This window comes from Mycobacterium sp. NGS11 (assembly GCF_059813315.1).
This window is the reverse complement of sequence record NZ_JCALEJ010000002.1, coordinates 232,534-256,310: the sequence shown is the minus strand read 5'-3', so window position 1 is coordinate 256,310 and position 23,777 is coordinate 232,534. Positions and strand designations below refer to the sequence as shown.

Sequence of the window (23,777 nt, the reverse complement as noted above, 5' to 3'; positions counted from 1 at the left end):
GCCCCCCAGCGATGGCCGGTGGCCATCATCGGGTCGGGGAACATCGCCACCGACCTGGTGCTCAAGATCGCACATAGCGACGGCCCCCTCAGCGTGGGCGCCATGGCGGACGGACTCGACGGCCTACTGCGCATGCCGGACTTCGCCGATATCAAGCTGGTCCTCGACGCCACCTCGACCGCCGCGCACCGCGCCAATTGGGAGGCATTGCGAGACAACGGAATACGAATGCTCGACCTCACCCCCGCCTTGATCGGACCGTTCTGCGTGCCAGCGGTCAACCTCGACGAACACCTCGACGCCCCGAACCTCGACATGGTCACCTGCGGGGGGCAGGCGGCGGTCCCGATCGTCGCCGCCGTCGGCAACGTCGGAATCGTTTCCTACGCGGAGGCCGTCTCGTCCATCTCGGCGCAATCCGCGGGCCCGGACACCCGGGCAAGCATCGACGAATTCATCGAAACCACGGCCAGCGCACTGCGCACGGTCGGCGGCGCACAACGCGGTAAGTCGGTGCTGATCCTCAGCCCCGCGGAGCGGCCGGCGCCGATGCGCAACACGGTGTACTGCCTCGTCGCGGGGGATGCCGACCACCGCATGATCGAGGAAGCCATCCTCGATATGGTCGATCAGGTCGCTTCCTACGCGCCGGGCTACCGTCTCACGCAGGACTTACAGTTCGAGCTCTTCGGCCCCGAGCAACCGCTTTACATCCCCGAAACCGGCAAGTTCATCGGTACCCGAGTAACCGCGCTGCTGGAAGCTGACGACGACATCATGACCTCCGCCGCGAAGGCGACCGCCGAACGGATCGCGCTTCATGCGGTAGAAACCTCCGGGGCCACAACATGAGCCAACGCCTCTACGTGAGCGATGTGACCCTTCGTGACGGCATGCACGCGGTGAGCCACCGGTACAGCATCGGGCAGGTGGCCGCGATCGCGCGCGCCCTCGACGCCGCCGGAGTCGACTCGATCGAGATCGCCCACGGCGACGGCCTGTCCGGTTCCAGCTGTGTATACGGGTTTGGGGCGCACACCGACCTGGAATGGATCGAGGCCGTGGCCGGGGTGGTCCAGAACGCCCGAATCGCAACGCTCCTGCTGCCCGGCGTCGGTAGCCTTCGCGATCTCAACGACGCGCGCCGCGCGGGCGCGTCCGTCGTGCGCATCGGCACGCATTGCACCGGAGCCGAGGTTTCGGCGCGCTACCTCGCCTCCGCCCGCGACCTCGGCATGGATGCCGTCGGATTCCTGATGATGAGTCACTTGACCGAACCCTCGCAGTTGGCCACACAAGCCAAGCTGATGGAGAGTTACGGGGCGACGTGCGTCTACGTCGTCGACTCCGGCGGCGCCATGACGATGCACGGCGTCGCCGAACGGGTCGACGCCCTGCGTCAAACGTTAAGTCCGTCAACCGAAATCGGCATCCACGCTCATCACAACCTGTCTCTGGGAGTGGCCAACTCCATCGTCGCGGTCGAGCACGGCGCAGTTCGCGTCGACGCCTCATTGGCGGGCATGGGGGCCGGTGCCGGCAACGCGCCGCTGGAGGTGTTCATCGCCGCGGCATCTCGACTCGGCTGGGCTCACGGCTGTGACCTCCACCGGCTGCAGGATGCCGCCGACGATCTGGTCCGGCCTCTGCAAGACCGGCCCGTCCGAGTCGACCGTGAAACCCTGACCCTTGGCTATGCGGGCGTCTACTCCAGCTTCCTTCGCCACGCGGAAGCTGCCGCCGCACGATTCGACGTCGACGCCCGAACGCTGCTCGAGGAGGCCGGTCGGCGCGGCATGGTGGGCGGCCAGGAAGACATGCTGGTCGACATCGCGCTCGACCTCGTAAAGCCGACCTCCTAGGCCCAGCGTCGAGTTGTTGTCGCAAATCCGCGTGATCGCCGCAACTACTCGACGTTGGATGCCGTAACCGCGAGTACGGCTTCCGCCAATTCGGGCCGGCAGACCACCAGATCCGGCAACTTCGGGTCGGGCTGGTTGTACGCCAGTGCGGACCCGTCGATGCGAGAGGTGTGCAACCCAGCGGCCCGGGCCACCGCCACCGGCGCGGCGGAGTCCCACTCGAACTGGCCGCCGGCGTGCACGTACACATCGGACAGCCCTTGGACGATCGACGCGACCTTGGCTCCGGCAGAACCCATTTCGACCAGGACTCCGTCCAGCGCATCCCGTACGTTCAAGGCGATGGCGGGTGGACGGGTACGCGACACCACGATGCGCGGCTTGCCCGGCACGGCTGGGGGCGACGCTATCTCCGGAGTCGCCAGCGTGATGCCTTGGGCGGGCAGCGCCACCGCGCCCGCGACCAACTCGCCGGACTGCCAGAGTGCGACGTGCACGGCCCAGTCGTCGCGTCCAAGCTCGGAAAATTCTCGCGTGCCGTCCAGCGGATCGACGATCCAGACGCGGTCCGAGCGCAATCGAACCGGGTCATCGGCGCCCTCTTCGGACAGCACCGCATCACCGGGGCGCTCCGCGGTAAGGGCCTCCATCAGAAAATCGTGAGATCGCTTGTCCCCCGCGGCTTTCCGGTCACTCGGTGCCGCGTCGGAGAATTCTTCCCGAACCGCGAGCAGTAACCGACCTGCCTCGGTGGCCAGCCGTGCGGCCAGATCATGGTCATTCATTCGGCAACTCCGGGAATGTTCAAAATGTTGGTAGCGATGACCAACTTTACCCTGTCATGCCGTTTCGCGGTCACCAACCCGACGGCCAGTTTCACCCGTAATCTGGTGACCGTGAGCGGCAACGCCAACGTTTCTTTGATGAGGCGGTTGCGGCACACCTCGCGGGGGCGGGTGATCGGGGTCGGCATTGTGGTGGCCGTAGTGCTGGTCGGGGTCCTCATCGTGGTGGGCGTGCAGCTGACCCAGCGCCGGCAAGGCGCGACGACGCCCAGCACGTCGCCGTCGTCGGCGGCCCCGGAGAGCTTCGCCATCCCGGGTTGCTACAACCCGTCCGTTCCCCCGGTCGCGCGCCCCAAGCGGCTCAACGTATTGGGTTGCGCCAGTGTGGCCGTCGCGCTGCAGGACATGTCGTGGAGTTCGTGGGGGCCGCAGGGCGCCGACGGGACCGGCACGGCATTGTTCAAGCTCTGTGATCCGAACTGTGCGACGGGATCTCAATTGACCGAGCCGGTGGTCGTGCACGCGTGGAATCCGCAGCCGCCGCGACGCGAGGCGATCTGCCAGGTGGGCTTGCAGATTTTCGCCGACATGATCCTGGCCTTCCCCAAAGGCGTTCCACCACCGAACGTGCAGAAGATGAACACCCAGTACAACGGGAATCCGGCCGTGCACTTCGCGAACTACTCGAGCGGCGACACGCGCGGCACCCAGTTCATCGGCTACACATTCTGCAACTAATCGGTCGTCAGACCTCGATGACGACAGCGCCACCCTGGCCGCCGCCGGCGCACATCGCCGCGACGCCGATGCCGCCGCCGCGGCGGCCGAGCTCGTAGGCCAGCGTGGTCACCATGCGCGCACCTGAGGCCGCGATCGGGTGGCCCAGGCTGCAGCCGCTGCCGGAGAAGTTCACCTTCTCCTCGTCGAGGCCGTATTCGCGGCACGCCGCGATGGGCACGGAAGCGAACGCCTCGTTGATCTCCCACAGCGCGACGTCGCCGGGCGCCAGACCGGCCCGCTGCAACACCTTCCCGATGACCTTGACCGCGCCGAGACCGCAGTCGCGGGCCGGCACGCCCGCGGCGGCCCAGGCCCTGACCGTGCCCATCACGTTGAGCTTCTCGGCCTGGGCGTAGTCGCTGTCGACGAGCGCGACGGCGGCCGCGGCGTCGTTGGTGCCGCTGCTGTTGCCCGCGGTAATCGAGAAACCCTCGATCTCGGGGTGTAGGACCTTCAAGCCGGCCAGTTTCTCGACGGTGGTGTCGCGACGCGGATGCTCGTCCACGGCGAACTCGGTGACCGAGCCGTCGAACTGGGTGATCTTCAGCGGCAGGATCTCATCGGCGAACTTGCCGGCGTCCTGGGCCGCGACGGCGCGCTGATGCGAGCGAGCCGCCCAGGCGTCCATCTCCTCGCGCGTGATGCCGACCGCCTGCGCGGTATTCCAGCCCACGGTGATGGACATGTCCTTGGCCGGCGCGTCCGGCGTCTCCACGTGCGTCGGCGGCATCCAGCGCTCCTCGAACTTCAGCTCGGGGCCGGGGATCCGCCAGTTGGTCAGCGGCGTCATCGACAGCGACTGCACGCCGCCCGCGATGAGGACGCGCTCCATGCCGGAACCGATCTGCGCCGCGGCGTTGCCGATGGCCGTGAGGCTGCCCGCGCAGTGGCGGTTGACCGACTGCCCCGGAACGTGCTCCAGGCCCGTCGCGGTCGCCGCATAGCGGGCCAAATCGCCACCGCCGTAATGTGATTCGGCGAAGATGATGTCGTCGATGTGTGCGGGGTCGACGCCCGACCGGCGGACCACCTCGGGAAGCACGGCGGTGATCAGGGTCTCGGGCGGCGTGTTGACCAGCGTCCCCTTGAACGAGCGGCCTATCGCGGTCCGGACGGCTCCGACAATGACGGGTGTTCCCATGTTCTCGACCTCGTTGTTGTGGGCGGTCAGACGCCGCGAATCGTATCAAATACTGTATAGACAATAGTAATGGTCTAAATTCCGGTTGCCGGCCCCTGTGACGGCGCTAACAATTAAGCGGTTCGGCTAAATACGGGAGGCCACCCCTTGGCGAGCCCCGCCAGGGCGAGGTGACGGTTGCGCTGGAGACCGCCGGGTAATGCCACTCCGACCACCATCACCCTCGAACAGATCAACGACGGGTATCGCGACATGCTCGAGGGCGGCATCATCCGCTATACGGACGCCGACCGCGGGTAATCGGCGGCTGCATTGGCACAATGACCTGATGACAACCAGATCGCTCGCCGCCCCGGCCGCCACCCAACAGCTCGCCTACCGTGTCGCGGCGATGCTGCTCGGCATTGGCACCCTGCACTTCGTTGCGCCCAAGCCCTTCGACTCCATCATTCCGGTCGAGTTGCCGGGCAGCCCAAGGCTCTACACCTACGCATCGGGCGTGGCCGAGCTGACGATCGGGGCACTGCTGGTGCCGCAGCGAACCAGGCGGTCCGCCGCGCTGGCCGCCGTTGCGCTGTTCATCGGCGTCTTCCCGGGCAACGTCAACATGGTCCGGTTGTGGTGGGGCAAGCCGTGGCCCATGCGCATCGTCGCTTTGGCCCGCCTGCCGCTGCAGATCCCGATGATCACCACCGCGCTCAAGATCTGGCGCAACAGCTGACGCGTTGGCTAGTTGTCACCCGCGCCGCAGCCATCCCCGCCGGTTTTTCACTTGCGCCACTGCCGTCCCTGCCGGCGGGCACATACGAGTTGCCTGCCTCACAGCGACAACGAGCGCGCTGGGCGGCCGGCACCGCGCTTCCTCGGCCGGGTTGTCGCTCAGAGGCGGGCAACTCCTGCATAGCCCGCTGGGGGAACTGGTGTTACAACTGTGACCGACTTCATGACGAAATCAGCTGCGGGACAAGCGAATCCCACAGGGTTGATCTCATCCCACATCGACGGAGCGGCCGAGATAAGCCATGAGCCGGGCGGTCGGCGTCGCATCCGGCGGCGCGGTTTGCGCCGGGCCGAACCCGCCCGGTCGCCGCAACATCCCCTCCGGCACCGACCCCACCAGCTCGCGGCACATCGCCAGCAGGTCGGCGGGCAGCTCGATCAGTCGCCCCTGTGAGCGATGGACGTCCCAGGCGTGCATGGCCAGGTCCGAGACCGGATACGTCAGCGCCCGACGCAGAGGGACCTCACCTTCCGGCGAGGTCCGCATCCCATCCATGTCGGCGTTGGGCAGGGCGTCCGCCAAGCGCGTCGCCAGCTCGCGAAGCCGCGCCGCCGGATCCTCGCATACCCAGTCCGAGGGTTGCGAGGGCCGGTCCCAGATCTCGCCGTTCTCCACGAGGGTCGCAATTTTGGCCGCGCTGCCGGTGACATGGCCAACCAGATCGCGCACACTCCAGCCCTCTAAATTAGACGGCTGCGACCAGCTGTCCGGCGCTATCCGGTCGACGGCGTCGATCAGTAGATCGAGCGCCTCGGTAGCCATCACGCCGATCCTGGAAGTCGTTTCGTCCATGGCGTGTATCTCCTTGCGGATAAGCGGCTTCGGCCTCCGCCACCGTCGACCGCGCACGTGCAGAAGTCTAGGGCCGCAACTCCTCGTCGAGCCAGCCGATTGAACTCCTCGACCGCGCACGCTAAGACTTGAGATCGGCTGATTACCCAGGAGGGCCGTTTGGACAAGGCAGACATCGCCGCATTGCTCGCGCTGGCGGCCGCGCTGATGGTGGGCGCCGGAGACGTCGCCCAGCAGCGATCCGCTCAGCAGGTCACCGATCAATCAGTCGGCACCTTCACCCTGTTCCGCCGGCTGCTGCGCGACCGGAGATGGTGGGTGGGCAGCCTGGTGGCCGCGGCCGGTTTCGGGTTCCAGGCCGCGGCACTGGGCCTGGGCTCGGTGGTGCTGGTGCAGGCGCTCCTGGTGACCTCGTTGCTGTTCGCATTGCTCATCAGCGCGAGGGCGAATCATCGCAGAATCACTCGCCAGCAAGCGATTTGGGCGGTTTTGCTTGCCGCCGCGGTGGCGGTGGTGGTGACCGTCGGCGACCCCCAGCAGGGGACGCCGCGCGGCTCGGCGCAGACATGGACCATCGTGGCGCTGGTGATGGGCCCGGCGCTGATCCTGTGTGTGATTGGAGCGCGGATGTTCCCGGGTTCGGTCGGCGCATTGTTGCTGGGGCTGATGTCCGGTTCCCTGTGGGGCCTGTTTTCGGTGTTGACCAAAGGTGTGGTCGACCAACTCGACCGCGGCATCCCAGCCTTGTTGCGCGCACCCGAGTTGTACGTGTGGGTGGTGATCGCGGTCGCGGCTACCGCCTGGGAACAGTCGGCATTTCGGGCCGGGCCGCTCACCGCCTCGCTCCCGGCGGTCACCGTCGCCGAGCCCATCGTCGGCTCGCTGCTGGGCGTCACCGTGCTGGGAGAGACGCTGCACAGCAACGACATAGGCTGGGTGGCCTTGGGCTTGTCGATAGGCCTGATGGCGGCGGCGACGGTGGCGCTGGCCCACAGCCAGGCCAGTGACACGCCGCCGACTGACCAAAAGCACGCCCCCGCAACGTAAAAATCCCAATAGCCTTCTGCCGTTTACTTGTTGACGGTAGCCATCCGCGACGCCGCGCGCGTATGGTGTGGCCGCCGAGGCGGTGCAACGATCGAATTCACGCCGCGCGGCGCCGCAATACCTGGTTTCGGGGTAGGTTGGCCGCGGGTTCGGTCGTACCGCCTTGAGGAGGGATAGATGAGCACATCGGAAAAGGCGTCGAAGCCGCGCGCCGGGCAGCCGGTAATCCACCTCTCCCAGCTGTTGCGTGCGCCCGTGCTATCCCGTTCCGGCGAAACGGTGGGCCGGGTCGAGGACGTGATCGTGCGGCTGGGCGGGGCGGAGGAGTACCCGCGCGTGGCCGGAATAGTCGCGGGGGTCGGCGGACGCCGGGTCTTCATCGGCGACAAATCCATCGACGCATACTCCGTGGATCGAGTTCTGTTGACCAAGAACAAAATCGACCTTCGCGGGTTCGAACGCCGCGAGGGTGAGGTGTTGTTGCGCACCGACGTGTTGGGCCACCGGCTGATCGACGTGGCCACCGTCGAGCTGGTGCGCGCCTACGACGTCGAGCTGGAACAGACCGGCCAAGGTTGGATGGTCACCCGCCTGGACACCCGCCGCCCACCGCGATTGTTCGGGCTGATCAAGCATTCGGGCGGGCATGCGTCTCGCGATTGGAAGGCATTCGAGCCGCTGATCGGCCACGCCCGTTCGGATGCGGTCCGACGCCTCTCGGACCGGTTCGGCGAGCTCAAAGCCGCAGAGATCGCCGATCTTCTCGAGGAGGCGGACAAGGCCGAGGGCGGCGAGATCCTCGACCGCGTGCACAGCGACCCCGAATTGGAAGCCGACGTCTTCGAAGAACTCGACCCGGAGAAGGCCAGCCGGTTGCTCGACAACATGCCGGACAACGAGGTCGCCGCGCTGCTCGGCCGGATGCGCGCCGACGACGCCGCCGATGCGATCGCCGACCTGCGCCAGTCCCGGCGCCGGCGCGTGCTCGAGCTGATGCCGGCCCCACAGCGCACCAAGGTCATCACCTTGATGGGGTTCAACCCCGAAAGTGCCGGCGGCCTGATGAATGTCGACTCGGTGACGTGTTCGCCCGCCGCCACCGCGGGCGAGGCGTTGGCGTTGATCGCCGCGTCGCACAGCATTCAGCCGGAAGCCCTGATCAAGGTGCACGTGCTCGACGAGGACCAACGCCTTGACGGCGTCGTTTCAGTGATCACCCTGTTGCAGGTCGATCCCGCCGAAAAGCTCGGTGCGCTAATGGATTCCGATCCGGTACGGGTTAACGCCGACGCGGACCTGACCGATATCGCGCTGCTGATGGCCGATTTCAATCTCTACTCCATACCCGTCGTCGACGAGCAGGACCGCCTACTCGGGGTGGTCACCGTCGACGACGTGCTGGAGGCGACCATCCCCGAGGACTGGCGCCGCCGCGAGCCCGCGCCCCGCCCCATCCGCGAAATCGTCGCCGACGACCGTGACGCACCGCCAACGGGAGGTAGCGCGCAGTGAGCCCCGGTGGCGAGAACCCCGCCCAGGCCGACGGGCCGGGCGTCGACGTTCAGGGCTCCGAGCCGGCGCAGCCGCGGCGCACCGCCGTCCTGGACAGCGCTCACGTGGGGGATATCGAGGGCGCGTTCGGACGCATCAGCGTCGGCGAGACCGAGCATGCCCGGACCTGGCGGACGCGGCTGCTGACCCTGCTCGCGATCGTCGGGCCCGGAATCATCGTGATGGTCGGCGACAACGACGCGGGCGGGGTCGCCACCTACGCCCAAGCCGGCCAGAACTACGGCTACTCACTGCTGTGGGTATTACTGCTGCTGATCCCCGTGCTCATCGTCAACCAAGAAATGGTGGTCCGGCTCGGCGCGGTCACCGGGGTCGGACACGCCCGCCTGATCAACGAACGCTTCGGCCGCGGCTGGGGCTGGTTTTCGGTCGGCGACCTGTTCTTGCTCAACTTCTTGACCATCGTCACCGAGTTCATCGGCATCAGCCTGGCCGCCGAGTACATCGGCGTCTCCAAATACGTTGTGGTACCGGTCTCGGCGGTGGCGTTGGTGGCGATCATGGCCAGCGGCAGCTTCCGTCGATGGGAGCGGGCCATGTTCGTGTTCATCGCCGTCACGCTACTGCAGATCCCGATGCTGTTGATGTCGCATCCACAGTGGATAAATGCGGCGAAGTCCTTTGTCGTGCCCAGCATTTCGGGCGGAATCAGCTCGGACGCGGTGCTGCTGATCATCGCGATCGTCGGCACCACCGTCGCTCCGTGGCAGCTGTTTTTCCAGCAGTCCAATGTCGTTGACAAGCGCATCACTCCCCGGTTCATGGCCTACGAACGCGCGGACACCGTGCTGGGCGCCTTCGTCGTGGTGGTCGGCGCCGCCGCGCTGGTGATGACCGGCGACTGGGCCGCCCGCTCCACCAACACCGTGGGTGGCTTCACCGACGCCGGCACCATCGCCCATCTGCTCGGCCAGCATCGCGAGACGCTTGGCTGGATTTTCGCGATCGTGCTGATGGACGCTTCGATCATCGGTGCCGCCGCCGTCACCCTGGCCACCAGTTACGCCTTCGGCGACGTCTTCGGGCTGAAACACTCACTGCACCGCGGCTTCTCCGACGCCAAACAGTTCTACCTGTCCTACACCGCAATGGTGGTGCTGGCCGCCGCGATCGTCCTGATTCCCGGCGCCCCACTCGGGCTGATCACCACCGCCGTGCAGGCCCTCGCCGGTCTACTGCTGCCCAGCGCCAGCGTATTCCTGCTGCTGTTGTGCAACGATCGAGAAGTATTGGGCCCCTGGGTAAATCGGCCCTGGCTGAACTGGGTCGCCGGGCTGATCGTGGGCACGCTACTGCTGCTCTCGGGAATCTTGATGGCCACCACGCTGTTTCCCGGAATCGATGTCGTGGTGGTGTCCGGCTACCTGGTAGCGGCCATGGTCGTATTCGCTACCGCAGCCGCACCTGCGCTGCGCTGGATGGGCCGCCGCCGACCCGCTCGCCCCGTCGCACGCTTCCCGGCCCGCGGTGTCGACCGCAGCACCTGGCGCATGCCCCCGCTGACGCTGCTCGAGCCGGTCGTCTGGTCGCCCGGCACCCGACTGGGCATGATCGCGCTGCGCACGTATCTGGTCGCCGGCGCGCTGCTACTCGTGGTCAAAGCCATCCAACTCAGCCGCTGACCGTTTGCACCCGGCGAGCCACCTCGCCGTACCGCTCGAAGCGCTCCAGATCGGCGACGGCGTTGTACATCACCAATCGCGTTGCCATCCCTGCGTATTTCGCGACCAACGCGTCGGCCAGCCCATCCCAGGTCGACTCGGTCGCGAACAGCGCGATGTGATCGTCGCTGACCTGAGCCGCCATCCCGGCGAAGTCTCCGGCCTTCTGCTTCTCCCGAATCCGGGCGGTCGTGCCCTCGAAACCCGCCTCATCCCAGATGAACGCGTAGTTGGGCGTGCTGCCGTAGAACGCCATGCTGGCGCGCACGACTTCACGTTGCTTGGCGAGCTCTTCGTCGGTGTCTCCGACGATCGTCATGACGGGCACGATGATCGCGACGTCCGACGGCGACCGGCCCGCTTTCGCCGCCCCTTCGGCGACCGTCGGCAGCACGTGCCGGGCCAGGTAGCCCGGTTCGCCGATGGGGTGGACGTGCAGGCCGTCGGCAACTTCACCCGCCATCCGCAGCATCCACGGATTGACCGCTGCGATATCGACTTTGGGGTCCGGAGCGTCGATGGGCCCCGGGCTCCACTGCGGGGTGATGAAGTCGAGATCGTAGAAGTCACCGTGGTGGTCGAGTGTCCCTGAGCGAAACGCCGCGAAGCAGGCCTTGACCGCAAGCAAGTAGTCGCGCAGCCGGGGCCCTGGCCGCTCGAAGGCGGTGCCGTAGCGCCGCACCACGTGGGTGCGCACCTGCGTCCCGAGGCCCAGCCGGAACTTTCCCTTGGTGGCTTCCTGCAGCTCCCATGCCGCGGCGGCGGTGACGAAGGGGCTACGCGGGAAGGCCACCGCGACGCCCGTCGACAATTCGAGGTCCGGCGCGGCCTGCGAGGCTACGGCAGCATTCAGGTATGCGGTGCGGCCGGTCTCGGTGAACAACAGGCCGGAGAATCCGGCGCATTGCGTCCGCCGGGCAAGGTCACCGATTTGGCCGAGCGGCTGGGGAGTCGTCATCGCGTCGACATGCATGGTGGGAGCGTACGTCGAGCGAGTCCGGGCGCGTCGTCGCGTGGTCGTCGGCCGGAGGCGGCGAATCAGCGTTTGGTTGGCCGCCGGCTCACCGGGGCGGTGAAGCCTTCGGTGTCATCGAAGAATGCCCATTGCCCGTCGTCGTTGACCTCCATCCGCCACCCCAGCTCGGTGTCGCCGCCGACCGAGTTGACGAACCAGGCATGCGCGGCCTCCGCATTGGCGAAACTCTTCGTCGCGACGACCCGGCCCCGTGGGTCGAGAACGCGAAACTCAGGCATGGGATCTCATTATCCCTGCCAGCGAGTTTTCAATCGGCGAAATCGCTTATTTGCCGGTGAACCCCGGTTACACCGTGCGGGCCAGCCGGCCGGCGAGAATCTCGGCAAACCTTGCCGGATCGTCGAGCGCGCCGCCCTCGGCAAGAAGCGCTGTGCCGTAGAGCAATTCCGCGGTCTCCGCGACCGAGGGATCGTCGCCGCGGTCCTGGTGCGCTTGCCGCAGGCCGGTGACGAGCGGGTGGTTGGGGTTGAGTTCGAGGATCCGTTTACCCACCGGAACGGCCTGCCCGGAAGCGCGGTACATGCGCGCGAGCGCCGGCGTGATCCCGAAGGCGTCGGTGATCAGGCACGCGGGCGAGTCCGTCAGGCGGTTCGACAGCCGAACTTCCTTGACGTGATCGGTCAGGGTCTCCTTCAGCCAGGTGAGCAGGTCGGCGAATTCCTTCTGCTGCTCCTCACGTTCGGCCTCGCTCTCGTCGCCGTCGGCACTGAGGTCCACTTCGCCCTTGGCGATGGACTGCAGCGGCTTGCCGTCGAATTCGGTCACGGTGCCCACCCACACCTCGTCGACGGGGTCGGTGAGCAGCAACACCTCGTAGCCCTTGGCTTTGAACGCCTCGAGGTGCGGCGACTTCAATATCTGCTGACGCGACTCCCCCGTGGCGAAGAAGATCTGCGTCTGGCCCTCTTTCATGCGCTCCACGTACTCGGCGAGCGTCGTGGCTTCCTCCTCGCTGTGTGTCGAGGCGAACGAGGAGAGCTGCAGCAGGGTCTCTCGATTGTCGAAGTCGGACATCAGCCCCTCCTTGACGACCCTGCCGAATTGGGTCCAGAAGGTGCGGTAGTCCTCCGGGCGCTCGGACTGCAGATCCTTGATCGTGGAGAGGACCTTCTTGGTCAACCGGCGCCGGATGGCCTTGATCTGGCGATCCTGTTGCAGGATTTCGCGCGACACGTTCAGCGACATGTCCTGCGCGTCAACGACGCCCTTGACGAAGCGCAGGTACTCGGGCATGAGCTCGTCGCAGTCGGCCATGATGAACACGCGCTTGACGTAGAGCTGGATCCCGGTCTGGGCGTCCCGATTGAACAGGTCGAACGGCGCGTGCGACGGGATGAACAGCAGCGCCTGGTACTCGAACGTGCCTTCGGCCCGCATCGCGATGACCTCGAGCGGGTCGTCCCAGGCGTGCGCGACGTGCTTGTAGAACTCCTTGTACTCCTCCTCGGAGACCTCTTCTTTGGGCCTGGCCCACAGGGCCTTCATCGAGTTGAGGGTCTCGGTCTCGATCGTGACGGTCGGCTCGCCGCCCTCTTCCGTCGCGGGCGTGCTTCGCACGACCTCCATCCGGATGGGCCACGCGATGAAGTCGGAGTACTTCTTGACCAGGCTCCTGATCTTGAAGTCCGCGGTGTAGTCGTGCAGCTCGTCCTCGGCGTCCTCGGGCTTGAGGTGCAGGGTCACCGACGTTCCCTGCGGGGCGTCGTCCACCGACTCGATGGTGTAGGTGCCCTCGCCGCTCGATTCCCATCTGGTGGCGTCGCTCTCGCCGGCCTTGCGGGTGAGCAGTTCGACCTTGTCGGCGACCATGAAGCTGGAGTAGAAACCGATCCCGAATTGACCGATGAGTTCCTCGGAAGCCGCGGCGTTCTTGGCCTCGCGCAGTTGTTTGCGCAGCTCGGCGGTGCCGGACTTGGCCAGCGTGCCGATCAGGTCGACCACTTCGGCGCGGGTCATCCCGATGCCGTTGTCGCGGATGGTCAGGGTGCGCGCGTCCTTGTCGACGTCGATCTCGATGTGCAGGTCAGAGGTGTCGACGTCGAGGTCCTTGTTCCGGAACGCTTCTAGCCGCAGCTTGTCCAAAGCATCGGAAGCGTTGGAGATCAACTCTCGCAGGAACGAGTCCTTGTTGGAGTAGACGGAGTGGACCATCAGATCCAGCAGCTGCCGAGCCTCTGCCTGAAACTCCAACTGCTCAACGTGCGCGCTCATGAGATTCCCTTCGACAACATGACGTCCCAAATTTACCGAGCCGCCGACGCGTGGTGCGCAATAACCCCGTGCTCTCCCGGGGTCACCGGCTCTAGGCTGAACGGATGTCTGTTGCTCAACGCGAACGTGCCGCCCTTGTGGAGACCATGCGCGGCGTGGGGCCGGATGCGCCCACCCTGTGCGAGGGATGGAAGACGCGGGACTTGGCCGCCCACCTGGTGATCCGTGAGTACCGGCCCGACGCGGCGCCCGGCATTTTGATCCCCTTCTTCGCATCCCACACCGAGAAGGTGCAGAACCAGGTGGCCGAGCAGAACGACTGGGACGAGCTGATTAGCAAGGTCGCCGCCGGCCCACCGGTCTACTCGCCGTTCAAACTGCTCGACCCCGTGGCCAATGTGGCCGAGATGTTCATCCACCACGAGGATGTGCGCCGAGCGCAGCCGGGCTGGCAGCCGCGCTCCCTGGAGCCCGCGCTGACCAAAACGTTGCGGCGGACCCTGCCATTGATGGCCCGGCTCACACTCGCCAAGACGCCAGGCCGGCTGGCGTTGCGCACCCCGGAGGGCAAGACCGTGCTCACCGCGGGCCAGGGGCCGGCGGTGACGGTGACCGGGGCGTCCGAGGAGCTGCTGCTGTTCTCGGTCGGGCGACAGGCCAAGGTCGAATTCGACGGCGACGCCGCTGCGGTGCAGGCCGTCCGGGACGCGCCCAAGGGGCTGTAGGCGTCCGGCGGCCCCGCGCGATTCACCCAAAGGTCTCGCGCAGCTTCTTCTTGATCACCTTGCCGAATTGATTGCGCGGCAGCGTTTCGACGACCACCAGGTGCTCGGGGTGTTTGTATCGGCTGAGGCCGCGCGATTGGCAATGTCGCACAAGGGATTCCAAAGACACCTCGCGCGCCGTCGCGGGAACCACGACGGCACAGACGCGTTCGCCGGTGCGCGGGTCGGGAATTCCGATGACGGCGACATCGGCGACGGCCGGATGCGTGGCCAGCGCATTCTCGATTTCCAGCGCCGAGATGTTCTCCGCATTACGGATGATGGCGTCCTTGGTGCGGCCCGTGACGCGGACGTTGCCGTTCGCGTCGATCAGGCCGAGATCGCCTGTGCGCAGCCAGCCGTCGCTGTCGAACGCATCGGCGTCAAGCGTCGGGTCGGCGTAGCCGAGGAAGCATTGAGGTCCTTTGAGCCGCAGCTCCCCCTCGCGTCCGGCGCCCACCTCTGCGCCCTCGCAGTCGACCACGCGCACCTCGACGCCGGGGACCGGCGGGCCGACCGTATGGTCGAGCACCTCGGGCGCCGCGGTCAGCGAAGGCGAGGTCGCGCATGGAAACTCCGTCATTCCCCAGGCATTCGCGATTCCGGCCAGGCCGAAGGTTTCGCGGACCTGACGTCCCAGCTCGGCCGTGATGGGCGCGCCGCCGGCCAGGCAGCCCCGCACCGACGGGAACAGCGGCCGATCACCCTGCGTCCGTTGGGCTTCGAGGAACGCGACGAAGAATGGGGTCGCGGTGCCCAGGAAAGTCGGATTGTGCGCGGCGATGGCCCACGGTGTGGTAGCCGGGTCGAACGCCTCGAACAGGGCCAACCGCATGCCGGTCAACAGCGCGGTGGCGAGCATCGCGGCCCCACCGATGTGGGCGATCGGGAAGGCGACCGGATCCACATCTGTGCTGCTGGCGCCCACCATGCCCACCACTCCCGCCGAGCCGGCGATGACCGAGGTGTCGCTATGACGGATCCCTTTGGGGGCCGCGGTGGTTCCCGAGGAGTAGTAGATCCAGCGAGCCTCATCGGCGGAACTTGGTGGCGCCGGGAGGGCGTCGACGGCGGCGCCGGGCAGGCGCAGCGCACCGGCCGGCGGCGTTGCCAGATCGAGGGTGATGACGTCGAAGCCTCTGTCCGCCGACAATGCTCGGGCCAGGTCCCCGTATCCGAAGCCACGCCAAAGCTGGGGCACCACAAGGAATTCGGTGTGCAGTTGGCCGGTGATGAAGCCAACCTCGCTTTCCCGCAGGATGGGGATGATCGGGTTCTGCACGGCACCGAGCCGGGCCAGTGCGGCCATCACCACCATGGTCTCCAGCGTGGTGGGCAGCTGCCAGGACACGACGGTTCCCGCGCGGATGCCCCGCTCGGCGAGTGCGGCGGCGGTTGCGCACGCGGCGTCGTGCAGTTGACGCGCTGTCAGGCTTCGCCCGTATTCATCGACCAGCAGCGGCCGGCTCGATCCTCGCCGCGCCGCGTCGGCGATCAAAGCCCAGAATGTCACCGTGCCAGTCCCTTTCGGCTAGCGGGCCGACGGCTCGGTGGCGGGTGGGCGGAACCCCGAGTGCGCGATGGCGGTGGACACGCCGGTGCCGATCGGCCCCTTCGCGTCCACCAGGACCGCCGAGCCGCTGGCCACCCCGTCGTGACTGTGATGCGTCAGGGAGGCCAGCCCGATGTGGTCGCCCACCGGCAGCCGGCTGAGCGTGAGCGTGTAGTCGACATTGATGAATTGCAGGGAGTTGGTGCCCCAGTTGGCAATTGAAGCCGTGATGTCACCCGCCATCGCCACGCGGGTGAAGGCGGTGAGAGGTTCGTCGTCGATCAGCGGGCGCGTCTCGTGTATCCAGGTGTATTTCGGGCCGTCCGTGTGAGGCCAGTTCGGATCGGGGTTCTGGACATCGGCACCCCAGCCGTAGGTGCGCATGAACAGCGTCGAGTAGGCCTCGTCCAGCGGGATCGGTGGCATCTGCACGGGTGGTGACCAGACGTGCCCGTCGGGCTGCGTACCGCGGCGCAGAAACAGCGCGCTCGCCTGCGCGACCACCGCGCCGTCCTGGATGATCGCGGCTTCGACCAGACGTAATCGGCGTCGGTCCTGTCGGACCTGCGTGTGTACCTCGAGCGGCTCCAACGCGGTCGGACGGGGCAGGTCGACGGTCAACCGTGCCGGCTGCAGTTGCGCATCGGGAGCCGCATCCTCGACCGCCCACGCCAAGAGACCGCCGACAACATGTCCGCTGAGCGACGGCCCCCAGCCCCCGCGCGCGAATTTGGTTGGCACGAAGTAATTGTTGTCGCGCACAAAGTAGGGCACCGGTTCGGCCCATTGAGCTTCATCGGGCAAGATATCGGGCTCGGCCACTGCTTGACTCTCCACGGAAGAGGATCGCGGGCTCGGCTGAGGACCGCAACTGTCGATATTACAGTTACGCTTCCAGTCGCCGGAGATGCATCGTCCACTACGCCCGAAGCTCAGCTGATTGCGGCGCCCACCAGATGACCGATTGCGTAGGTGATCGCCAACGCGAGAGTGCCGCCGATGGCGTTGCGCAGCACCGCTCGGCCCTTTGGCGCTCCGCCCAATCCGGCCGAGACCGCACCGGTGATCACCAGCGCTGCGAGTACCGCGGCGACAGTGATGGGGACTCTCCACGTCGTGGGCGGAACCAGGATCGCGATCAACGGCAGCAGGGCACCAATGGCGAACGAGAGCGCCGACGACGATGCCGCCTGCCAGGGATTCGTCAGCTCCTCGGGATTGATCCCCAGTTCCACCTCGGCATGGGCGAGCAGCGGATTGTGGTCGGTGAGTTCCTCGGCAACGGTGCGAGCGGTCGCCGGCGTCAGGCCTTTTGCCTCGTACAGCGTCGCGAGCTCGTCCAATTCGGCGACGGGATCATCGCGCAATTCGCGGCGCTCCTGGCTCAACAGCGCCTTCTCCGTGTCGCGCTGGGTGCTGACGGAGACGTATTCGCCCAACGCCATCGACACCGCGCCCGCAACCAGTCCGGCGCTGCCGGCGGTCAATATCGGCGCGCGTTCGGCGGTTGCCGCCGCGACTCCCACCACGATGCCTGCGGTGGAGACGATCCCGTCGTTGGCGCCCAGGACACCGGCGCGCAGCCAATTCAGCTTCGACGACACCGAACCGACGTGGGGTTCGTGCGGATGTGACGCATTCGACACGGCCGCAACCATATAGATGAAAACCCTTGCCGACTAGCCAACGTAGCCTTCCCAAACAGACGCCGGCGCCGGGTCGGTCCGCGTCCATCGTGGTGAAAATGCCTGGTAATCAATGCGCGGCGGACGCGCCGAGCATGGTGACGCGCGGACGGGTGCCGGCGGCAAACACGTCGTCAGTGGGCCGGACCCAAAGGTCTGCACTGGCCGAGCCACAGCTGTTCCATAGGAAAGCTATTTAGCGTCGGGGTGGTAACGGGGGGTGTTCCATACGAACTTCCTTGCAAGTAATCCCTAGTGGATAGGTGAAGCATCATGAAGTTGAAGCAACTTGTCGGAGGGGTGTCCATCGCCGGAGCGCTCGGCGCTGCGGCCTTCGGAATGGGCGCCGGGGTTGCCAATGCTGCGCCCGGAGCGCCGCAGCCGCCGGGCAATCACGGCGGGGCGGCACCTGGTGGCGGCCACGCTCCCACCGGTCCTAACGATCCCGGCGGCCCGGGTGGACCGGGTGGTCCCGGTGGCCCGGGTGGTCCCGGCGGTCCGGGTGGACCCGGCGATCATCCTGGAGGCCCGGGGGGCCCGGGTGGACCGGGAAATCATCCCGGCGGCCCAGGCGGACCTGGCGATCACCCCGGCGGCCCGGGTGGACCCGGCGGCCCGGGCGGACCCGGTGGACCGGGTGGTCCCGGCGATCACCCCGGCGGGCCGGGTGGACCAGGTGATCACCCCGGTGGGCCCAACGGGTTCGGCGGACCGGATCCTCACCCTGGCGGCCCGTGGCATGGGGACGCCCAACGTGGTTACTTCCGCGGGGCGCCCTGGGGCGACGGTCCTGGACCGTGGGGGCCGGGCGCGCCGCCGCGGCCGGCATGGGATCGACCGCTCCCCCCGCCCGGTGGGCACTGGGATTACGGCCCGATCAATTACTGGGGCTACCAGGAAACACCCGTCTGGGATCCCGGTTTCCACCAGTGGGGTTTCTGGCTCTTCGGAGTGTGGGTCCCGCTGTGATCGATTAGCTGACAAGACGCCCGCTTCGCCGATTGGCGAAGCGGGCGTCTTCGCTTGCCTGCCGAGTGTGTTTCACGCCCGGCGCCGGCTCTAGCTTTTCGTGCCGACGGTCAGCAGGTCGGACACCAGCGCTGTCCACGCCGGGCGCGGGATCCGGTGTTGATCGGTGATGACGAACCCGGCGTCCTCAAACAACGCTCGCATCTCGGGCGCGGACGTGTTGTGCTGCGGCTTCCATCGAGCGTTCGCAGATGACTGCAGCCGCGGCTGCCGCGTGCTCAGCGCCGAAACGGCCACCAGGCCACCGGGAGCCAGCACACGATGGAATTCACGCAGCGCCGCCGGCTGATCGAAGAAGTGGAAGGCCGACGTCGTCACGACCGCATCGAGGGCGCCGGCGTCAAACGGAAGCCGCTCGGCCGGGCCGCGCATCCATTGCACCCGATCCGATCTGGCCCGAGCCTGGCCGAGCATGCCGTCGGACATGTCGACGCCGTAGATCTCGTCAGGCTGCAGTTCGCGCTGGATTCGATCGCTCAAAATGCCTGTGCCGCAGGCTATATCAGCGATCTTGCGTGCCCCGTGGTCGCGCAGCTGGGCAATCACCTCGTTGTGCGGTGGTCGGTACACCCACCGTTGCAGGAAGGGCAGATCGTACGCCGGCGCGAGGAAGCTCCACATCCGCGTGACGGCCTCATTGAGCCCTCGTCGCTGCGGCGCGGTCATTTGCTCAGCACCGAGCTGTAGTAGATGGTGTCGGCCATCGACACGGAGTCGTTGGTTTGCGGAATGGCATCAAGACCGGAGTCGGCCAACAGCTCACTCATCCGAATGCCATCGGAGCGCCACCCCAGGTTGTCCAGGTACACGGCGACGTCATTGCGCTCGCCCTGGTAACCGAGCTCGCCGAATTCCAGGTCGAAGCCATGCTCACGCCATTTGGCGGCGGCCCTGCTCATCATCTCCTGCGCTTTCTCGGTGTCTACCTCTGACATGTCCGGAATAGCTTCGCACGCCAGCCGGCTGCCGTCGGCGCTGAGTGCGGTGATGTTGTCCAGCAGTCGATCCTGCGCCTCCGGCGGCAGATACCCGAAGAGTCCCTCCGCGATCCAGGCCGTGGGTTGACTCTTGTCAAAACCGGCTTCGGCCAACGCTTTCGGCCAGTCATTGCGCAGATCGACGGCGACCGTGCGCAGCTCGGCCTGCGGGGCGGCGCCCAGCTTGGCCAGCGTGGCGGCCTTGAATTCGATCACCTGCGGCTGGTCGATCTCGAAGACCGTCGTATCGGCCGGCCAAGCCAACCGGTAGGTGCGCGCGTCCAAGCCCGATGCCAGAATCACGGCCTGCCGGATCCCGGCCTGCGTCGCTGCGTGAAAGAACGAATCGAAGAATCGGGTCCGGGCGGCCATTGCGGCGGGCATGTGTCCGAGCTTCCAGCCCGACTCGTGGTCGTCGACGTCGGCGGCCACCAGGTCGCCTGATATCCAGCGAGTGAAGAAGTCCACCCCGACGGCACGCACCAGCGGCTCGGCGAAACGGTCTTCGATCAGCGGGTTGTCGGCGTTCGTCGCGATCGCTCGCGCGGCTGCGACCATCGTCGCGGTCGCGCCCACACTGGTGGCCAGATCCCAGGTGTCGTTGTCTGTACGTGGCATGCGGCTGTTGTCCCCCTCGGATTCACAGGTTACTTAGCCGGCATAACGACCCAGGAGCTCGTGAAGTTCCCATAGCCCGCCCGGTCCTCGTGGCCCTCCGAGTTGCACCCGGTCCATTCGCGCCAGGGGCAAGGAAAGCCCGCGCCGATTATTGTGCGGCAATTGACCCGTCGACTGGCCGAATTGGCGAGCATGAACGCCCTTGACAGCCCGTGTCTTCAGACCTTCAGACGGTGACCAATTCGAAGACCGGGATGAGCCGATCCGTGCGTTGCTGGTACTCGCCGAACCCAGGGGCGCGCTCGACTACCACCGGGTATACCGAATCCCTTTGGTCACGCGGCAATTCGCGCGCGATCGCGGGCTTCGCAGGTTCCGAGCCGATCTCGACGGACACGCGAGGATTGGCGCGAATGTTGTGCGGGGCGAACGTGGTGTGTGGCAGGCGTCACTGCCCCGCTGTGGGCGGCGCGGCTTCGATGGTGGTCAGTTCGGCGAGACCGCTGACCCTGAGGACGGGCATCAGGATCGGGTGCGCGACGAGCCTGATGCTATCGGCGTGAGCGGCCAAGATGCTGATGGCCGCGCTGTCCAGGTACTCCACCGCGCTGAGGTCGACGAGCAATGCTGCGTCGTCGCCGGTGGCCTCCGTCGCGGCGCTGGCCAACGCCCGACTGAACGCATCGATATTGCTCATGTCTATCTCCCCCGCGGCGACCAACACGAAATTCCCGGCGCTGCCGCGCGCGGTATCGAGCATGAGCGGGGTGGTCATCAGGTGATCCTCGTGGATAGGTGGACGGTGGTGCCGCCGGCATCGGGCCGTATTTCGACATCACCCATGAGGCTTCGCATCAGTGGGATGCCCCGGCCGCGATGAGGATAGGAGGCCGGTTGCGGAGCCTTCCACGTGCCAGTGTCGGTGATAGTCAACTGAAGCTCGTCGCCGAGTGCGACCGCCCCCAGCCGGATTGTGCCCTGCGGTCTATGACGATGACCGTGCTCGATCGCGTTGGCGACGGCTTCCCCAGCGGCGACGAGCACGTTCAGGGCCTGCTCGGGGTCCAACCGGGCCCGAGTCAACCAGTTGCGCAAAGCATTACGGGTCGGCGCGAGCTGACTGACGTCTGCGGGAAACATCAGTTCCAGCGGGGCCGGGTGGCGGTAGAGCAGCAGCACGACATCGTCCTGATACCCGTCGCGCGGCGCGACGCGGGACATGATCTGGTTCGCCAGATCGTCCAGTTTCGAGGCACGGGAGTCCTGCGCGACGTCCGCGACGCGGGAGATGCCATGGTCGAGCGGAAGGCGGCGACGTTCGACCAGACCGTCGGTGTAGAGCAACAGCGTCGAACGCGCCGGAATGAAAACGCGAGCTTCGGGGCGAGTCCAGTCGCCTCGTATCCCCAACGCGATGGTGTGGCCATCGTCGAGGATCTGGGTGCTGCCGTCTCCGTGTATCAGGATGGGCGGCGGATGACCCGCGCTCGAGTAGACCAATTCACCGGTCTCGGGGGTGAGCACCGCACAGACCGCGGTGGTGCACTGTGCGCCGGGCAGCCGCGCGGCAAAGCGATCCATCCCCGCGAGAGCAGCACTAGGACTTGCGTTTTCGAACAATAGCGCGCGGCAGGCGCTACGAACCTGGCCCATCACGGTCGCGGCGGCCAGACCATGCCCGACACAGTCGCCGACGACTAACGCGATGCGCCCGTCGTCCAAATCGACGATGTCGTACCAGTCGCCGCCGACCTGGAGGGGTCGCGTCGCGGCCTGATAGCGCACCGCGAACCCGTTGGGCAGATCGGCGGGACCCAGGATCGCGTGCTGCAATGCCAGTGCGGTCTCGCGCTGCTGATCGACCTGGTACACCCGCTGCAAACCCTGGCCGAGGCGGCCGGCCAGGACGGTGAGCAAGGTCTGGTCCTCGAGGGTGAACGGGCGCTGCGCGGTCAAGTCCATCCAGACGACGAGCACGCCTTCGGGGTGCTGCAGCGCTATGCCCGCCGTTCCGGGTTGCGCCGCATTGGGGGTGAGCAGGTCTCCGTCGCGCAAAGCGCTGAGCGCCGCCTGGATGTGCGGCGCCAGGTCGTCCCACTGCGCGGGCTCGCCAACCGATACCACTCGCGGTGTGTAATAGGCGGATTCGGTCGAGGAGTTTTGCGTCGGGAAGGTGACGGCCAGAACGCGGCGCGCCCGCCAGAGCCGGCGCAGTTCCTCGGCGGCGGCTTGCACCGCGTCATCGACGGTGTCGGCTTGGGCCAGTTCCTGGTTGAGCGCGTGTTCGCGGCCCGCCGCCAGTGCCAAGGCGATCGCCGCGTGCCGGGCGAAGTCACTGACCAGATCGAGGTAATCGTTACCGAACGCGGGTTGGTGCGGGTCTCGCGCCACGGCGATGACGCCAAGCACCGCGTCATCCGCAATCAGCGGCATGACGATCGCGGAGCGTTCACCGACATCGGTGAAGCCCTCGATCGGGTATTGGAAGGAATCGGTGATCAGCGGAAGGCCGCGGCGGGCCACGCCGCCGGTGGTCGAGCCTTCCATCGGAACTTGTCGACCGATCACCTCCGAGGAGTAGCGGCCCGCAGTCGCGGCGACGACCAGGGTATCGACCTGGTCGGCAGGCAATTCGGCCTCCCGCGGAACCAGCAGGATGGCCTGCTCGGCGCCTGCCAGCTCCAGTGCCAAGTTCACGATGAGCTGCAACGGCCCCGTCTGCGGGTCGCCCGACAGCAGCGCGGTGGTGATCTCGCGGCTGGCCTTCGTCCATTTCGCCGATTCACGCTCTCGCTCGAAGAGCCGCGCGTTGTCAATAGCGGCGGCCGCCGCCGTGGCCATGGCGCGTACGGCGCCCTCCTGCGTGTCGGAGAACACCCGCCCGGGCCGGTCGTCGGCCAGGTATAAGCTGCCGAAGTTGGCCGCCCGCACGGTAATCGGGATGCCGAGGAGCGCGCGCATCGGCGGTTCGTGTCTGGCCAGCTCGACGGTGTCGGGATGGGCGCTCAGGTCGTCGACGCGCAAACCATCGCCGACCGGGAGATCGCCGAGCCGCCGGGCAGTTTGAACGTCGATTCCCGCATGCACGAAGGAAACGAGCGTCCCGTCGGAGGCGCGGATGCCCAGGGCGGCGTAGCGGGCACCGGTCAGCTCCATCGCGGCCTTGAGGACTCGATGCAGCGTCACGTCCAGATCCAGATCGGAGCCGATCTCGACGATGACCCGCACCAGTTGTTCCATCTGGTCGCGCGCCGCCACCAGATCGTCGAGCTGATCATGCATCCGGCTCACCAGTTCGCGCCGGCCCTGCCAAGTGAAGGCGGACTCGCCCTGGTCGCTGTGCATAGGTACCAACGGTAACGGTCCGGTGAACGCGAATGCTCGGTATCCGGATGGGTATAGCACCACGCCGACCTTTGCAGCTGCGGACGGGCCAGCGCCGGCCTCAGTAGCTGGCCGGCATCCGCCGAGGTCACGGGAGGTT

The 23,777-nt window shown here is 66.7% G+C and carries 23 protein-coding genes and 1 pseudogene; 10 read left to right on the top strand and 14 right to left on the bottom strand.

The window, feature by feature from the left end; genetic code table 11:
• Positions 1–18 precede the first annotated feature (18 nt).
• Both AC5Y4T_RS03915 and dmpG read left to right on the top strand, forming a co-directional pair.
• Positions 19–852: an acetylating acetaldehyde dehydrogenase gene (locus AC5Y4T_RS03915; RefSeq protein ID WP_499952331.1), complete on the top strand. Its 834-nt coding sequence runs from the start codon at positions 19–21 to the stop codon at positions 850–852.
• Positions 849–1,862 (top strand): 4-hydroxy-2-oxovalerate aldolase, encoded by a 1,014-nt coding sequence (gene dmpG, locus AC5Y4T_RS03910; protein ID WP_499952148.1) that lies wholly within the window; start codon positions 849–851, stop codon positions 1,860–1,862. Before AC5Y4T_RS03915 ends, dmpG begins: the two co-directional genes overlap by 4 nt.
• Positions 1,863–1,906: 44 nt before the next feature.
• On the opposite strand, the gene AC5Y4T_RS03905 is transcribed toward dmpG, so the two are convergent.
• Positions 1,907–2,647: a 3'(2'),5'-bisphosphate nucleotidase CysQ gene (locus AC5Y4T_RS03905; protein WP_499952146.1), complete on the bottom strand. Its 741-nt coding sequence runs from the start codon at positions 2,645–2,647 to the stop codon at positions 1,907–1,909.
• Positions 2,648–2,785: 138 nt separating this feature from the next.
• On the opposite strand from AC5Y4T_RS03905, the gene AC5Y4T_RS03900 reads away from it, so the two are divergent.
• Positions 2,786–3,385, top strand: a complete 600-nt coding sequence (locus AC5Y4T_RS03900) for a hypothetical protein (RefSeq protein WP_499952330.1) — start codon at positions 2,786–2,788, stop codon at positions 3,383–3,385.
• A gap of 7 nt (positions 3,386–3,392) precedes the next feature.
• Here the strand turns inward: AC5Y4T_RS03900 and AC5Y4T_RS03895 are convergent, their stop codons facing one another.
• A complete protein-coding gene (locus AC5Y4T_RS03895; protein WP_499915668.1) occupies positions 3,393–4,568 on the bottom strand; it encodes a thiolase family protein in 1,176 nt (391 codons plus the stop codon).
• A 177-nt stretch (positions 4,569–4,745) separates the two neighbouring features.
• Between AC5Y4T_RS03895 and AC5Y4T_RS03890 the strand changes: the two genes are divergently transcribed.
• Together AC5Y4T_RS03890 and AC5Y4T_RS03885 are read left to right on the top strand one after the other, a co-directional pair.
• Positions 4,746–4,868 carry a hypothetical protein gene (locus AC5Y4T_RS03890; protein ID WP_499952341.1) on the top strand — a complete coding sequence of 41 codons (123 nt, stop codon included), beginning with the start codon at positions 4,746–4,748 and terminating at the stop codon, positions 4,866–4,868.
• Positions 4,869–4,896: 28 nt separating this feature from the next.
• Entirely contained in the window at positions 4,897–5,289 is a 393-nt protein-coding gene (locus AC5Y4T_RS03885; RefSeq protein ID WP_499952145.1) for a DoxX family protein, read from the top strand.
• 267 nt (positions 5,290–5,556) lie between these two features.
• Here AC5Y4T_RS03885 and AC5Y4T_RS03880 read toward each other — a convergent pair whose 3' ends face one another.
• Positions 5,557–6,141, bottom strand: coding sequence for a TIGR03086 family metal-binding protein (locus tag AC5Y4T_RS03880; RefSeq protein ID WP_499952144.1), 585 nt, complete (start codon positions 6,139–6,141; stop codon positions 5,557–5,559).
• Between the two features lie 159 nt (positions 6,142–6,300).
• Here AC5Y4T_RS03880 and AC5Y4T_RS03875 point away from each other — a divergent pair, with 159 nt between their 5' ends.
• The 3 genes from AC5Y4T_RS03875 to AC5Y4T_RS03865 all read left to right on the top strand — a co-directional run bounded on the left by AC5Y4T_RS03875 (position 6,301) and on the right by AC5Y4T_RS03865 (position 10,382).
• Positions 6,301–7,188, top strand: coding sequence for a DMT family transporter (locus AC5Y4T_RS03875; protein WP_499952142.1), 888 nt, complete (start codon positions 6,301–6,303; stop codon positions 7,186–7,188).
• A gap of 177 nt (positions 7,189–7,365) precedes the next feature.
• Positions 7,366–8,700, top strand: coding sequence for a magnesium transporter MgtE N-terminal domain-containing protein (locus AC5Y4T_RS03870; RefSeq protein WP_499915661.1), 1,335 nt, complete (start codon positions 7,366–7,368; stop codon positions 8,698–8,700).
• The gene (locus tag AC5Y4T_RS03865; protein WP_499952141.1) at positions 8,697–10,382 is read left to right on the top strand and encodes an NRAMP family divalent metal transporter; all 1,686 of its coding nucleotides are present in this window, start codon (positions 8,697–8,699) and stop codon (positions 10,380–10,382) included. The genes AC5Y4T_RS03870 and AC5Y4T_RS03865 overlap by 4 nt, the downstream gene beginning before the upstream one ends.
• Here the strand turns inward: AC5Y4T_RS03865 and AC5Y4T_RS03860 are convergent.
• The 3 genes from AC5Y4T_RS03860 to htpG all read right to left on the bottom strand — a co-directional run bounded on the left by AC5Y4T_RS03860 (position 10,372) and on the right by htpG (position 13,668).
• The gene (locus AC5Y4T_RS03860) at positions 10,372–11,394 is read right to left on the bottom strand and encodes a TIGR03617 family F420-dependent LLM class oxidoreductase (RefSeq protein WP_499952140.1); all 1,023 of its coding nucleotides are present in this window, start codon (positions 11,392–11,394) and stop codon (positions 10,372–10,374) included. The genes AC5Y4T_RS03865 and AC5Y4T_RS03860 overlap by 11 nt on opposite strands.
• A gap of 65 nt (positions 11,395–11,459) precedes the next feature.
• Positions 11,460–11,675, bottom strand: a complete 216-nt coding sequence (locus tag AC5Y4T_RS03855) for a hypothetical protein (protein ID WP_499915658.1) — start codon at positions 11,673–11,675, stop codon at positions 11,460–11,462.
• Between the two features lie 67 nt (positions 11,676–11,742).
• The gene (htpG, locus tag AC5Y4T_RS03850; protein WP_499915656.1) at positions 11,743–13,668 is read right to left on the bottom strand and encodes a molecular chaperone HtpG; all 1,926 of its coding nucleotides are present in this window, start codon (positions 13,666–13,668) and stop codon (positions 11,743–11,745) included.
• A gap of 104 nt (positions 13,669–13,772) precedes the next feature.
• Here htpG and AC5Y4T_RS03845 point away from each other — a divergent pair, with 104 nt between their 5' ends.
• Complete coding sequence (locus AC5Y4T_RS03845) at positions 13,773–14,393, top strand: TIGR03085 family metal-binding protein (RefSeq protein WP_499952138.1); 621 nt, start codon at positions 13,773–13,775, stop codon at positions 14,391–14,393.
• A gap of 22 nt (positions 14,394–14,415) precedes the next feature.
• Here AC5Y4T_RS03845 and AC5Y4T_RS03840 read toward each other — a convergent pair whose 3' ends face one another.
• The 3 genes from AC5Y4T_RS03840 to AC5Y4T_RS03830 all read right to left on the bottom strand — a co-directional run bounded on the left by AC5Y4T_RS03840 (position 14,416) and on the right by AC5Y4T_RS03830 (position 17,630).
• Entirely contained in the window at positions 14,416–15,945 is a 1,530-nt protein-coding gene (locus AC5Y4T_RS03840) for a class I adenylate-forming enzyme family protein (protein WP_499952135.1), read from the bottom strand.
• Between the two features lie 18 nt (positions 15,946–15,963).
• Positions 15,964–16,806, bottom strand: a complete 843-nt coding sequence (locus tag AC5Y4T_RS03835) for a thioesterase family protein (protein ID WP_499952133.1) — start codon at positions 16,804–16,806, stop codon at positions 15,964–15,966.
• Positions 16,807–16,916: 110 nt separating this feature from the next.
• Complete coding sequence (locus tag AC5Y4T_RS03830; RefSeq protein WP_499915648.1) at positions 16,917–17,630, bottom strand: VIT1/CCC1 transporter family protein; 714 nt, start codon at positions 17,628–17,630, stop codon at positions 16,917–16,919.
• 312 nt (positions 17,631–17,942) lie between these two features.
• Between AC5Y4T_RS03830 and AC5Y4T_RS03825 the strand changes: the two genes are divergently transcribed.
• On the top strand, positions 17,943–18,638 hold the full coding sequence (locus AC5Y4T_RS03825; protein ID WP_499952131.1) for a chitin-binding protein: 696 nt from the start codon (positions 17,943–17,945) through the stop codon (positions 18,636–18,638).
• Positions 18,639–18,728: 90 nt separating this feature from the next.
• Here the strand turns inward: AC5Y4T_RS03825 and AC5Y4T_RS03820 are convergent, their stop codons facing one another.
• The 5 genes and pseudogenes from AC5Y4T_RS03820 to AC5Y4T_RS03800 all read right to left on the bottom strand — a co-directional run bounded on the left by AC5Y4T_RS03820 (position 18,729) and on the right by AC5Y4T_RS03800 (position 23,638).
• The gene (locus AC5Y4T_RS03820) at positions 18,729–19,364 is read right to left on the bottom strand and encodes a class I SAM-dependent methyltransferase (protein ID WP_499952127.1); all 636 of its coding nucleotides are present in this window, start codon (positions 19,362–19,364) and stop codon (positions 18,729–18,731) included.
• Complete coding sequence (locus tag AC5Y4T_RS03815) at positions 19,361–20,293, bottom strand: SAM-dependent methyltransferase (protein ID WP_499952126.1); 933 nt, start codon at positions 20,291–20,293, stop codon at positions 19,361–19,363. The genes AC5Y4T_RS03820 and AC5Y4T_RS03815 overlap by 4 nt, the downstream gene beginning before the upstream one ends.
• 226 nt (positions 20,294–20,519) lie before the next feature.
• A pseudogene (locus tag AC5Y4T_RS03810) lies at positions 20,520–20,714 on the bottom strand (nitroreductase family deazaflavin-dependent oxidoreductase); the annotation flags it as partial.
• Between the two features lie 27 nt (positions 20,715–20,741).
• Positions 20,742–21,068, bottom strand: coding sequence for an STAS domain-containing protein (locus AC5Y4T_RS03805; RefSeq protein WP_499952124.1), 327 nt, complete (start codon positions 21,066–21,068; stop codon positions 20,742–20,744).
• Positions 21,068–23,638 carry a SpoIIE family protein phosphatase gene (locus AC5Y4T_RS03800; protein WP_499952123.1) on the bottom strand — a complete coding sequence of 857 codons (2,571 nt, stop codon included), beginning with the start codon at positions 23,636–23,638 and terminating at the stop codon, positions 21,068–21,070. The genes AC5Y4T_RS03805 and AC5Y4T_RS03800 overlap by 1 nt, the downstream gene beginning before the upstream one ends.
• Positions 23,639–23,777 lie beyond the last annotated feature (139 nt).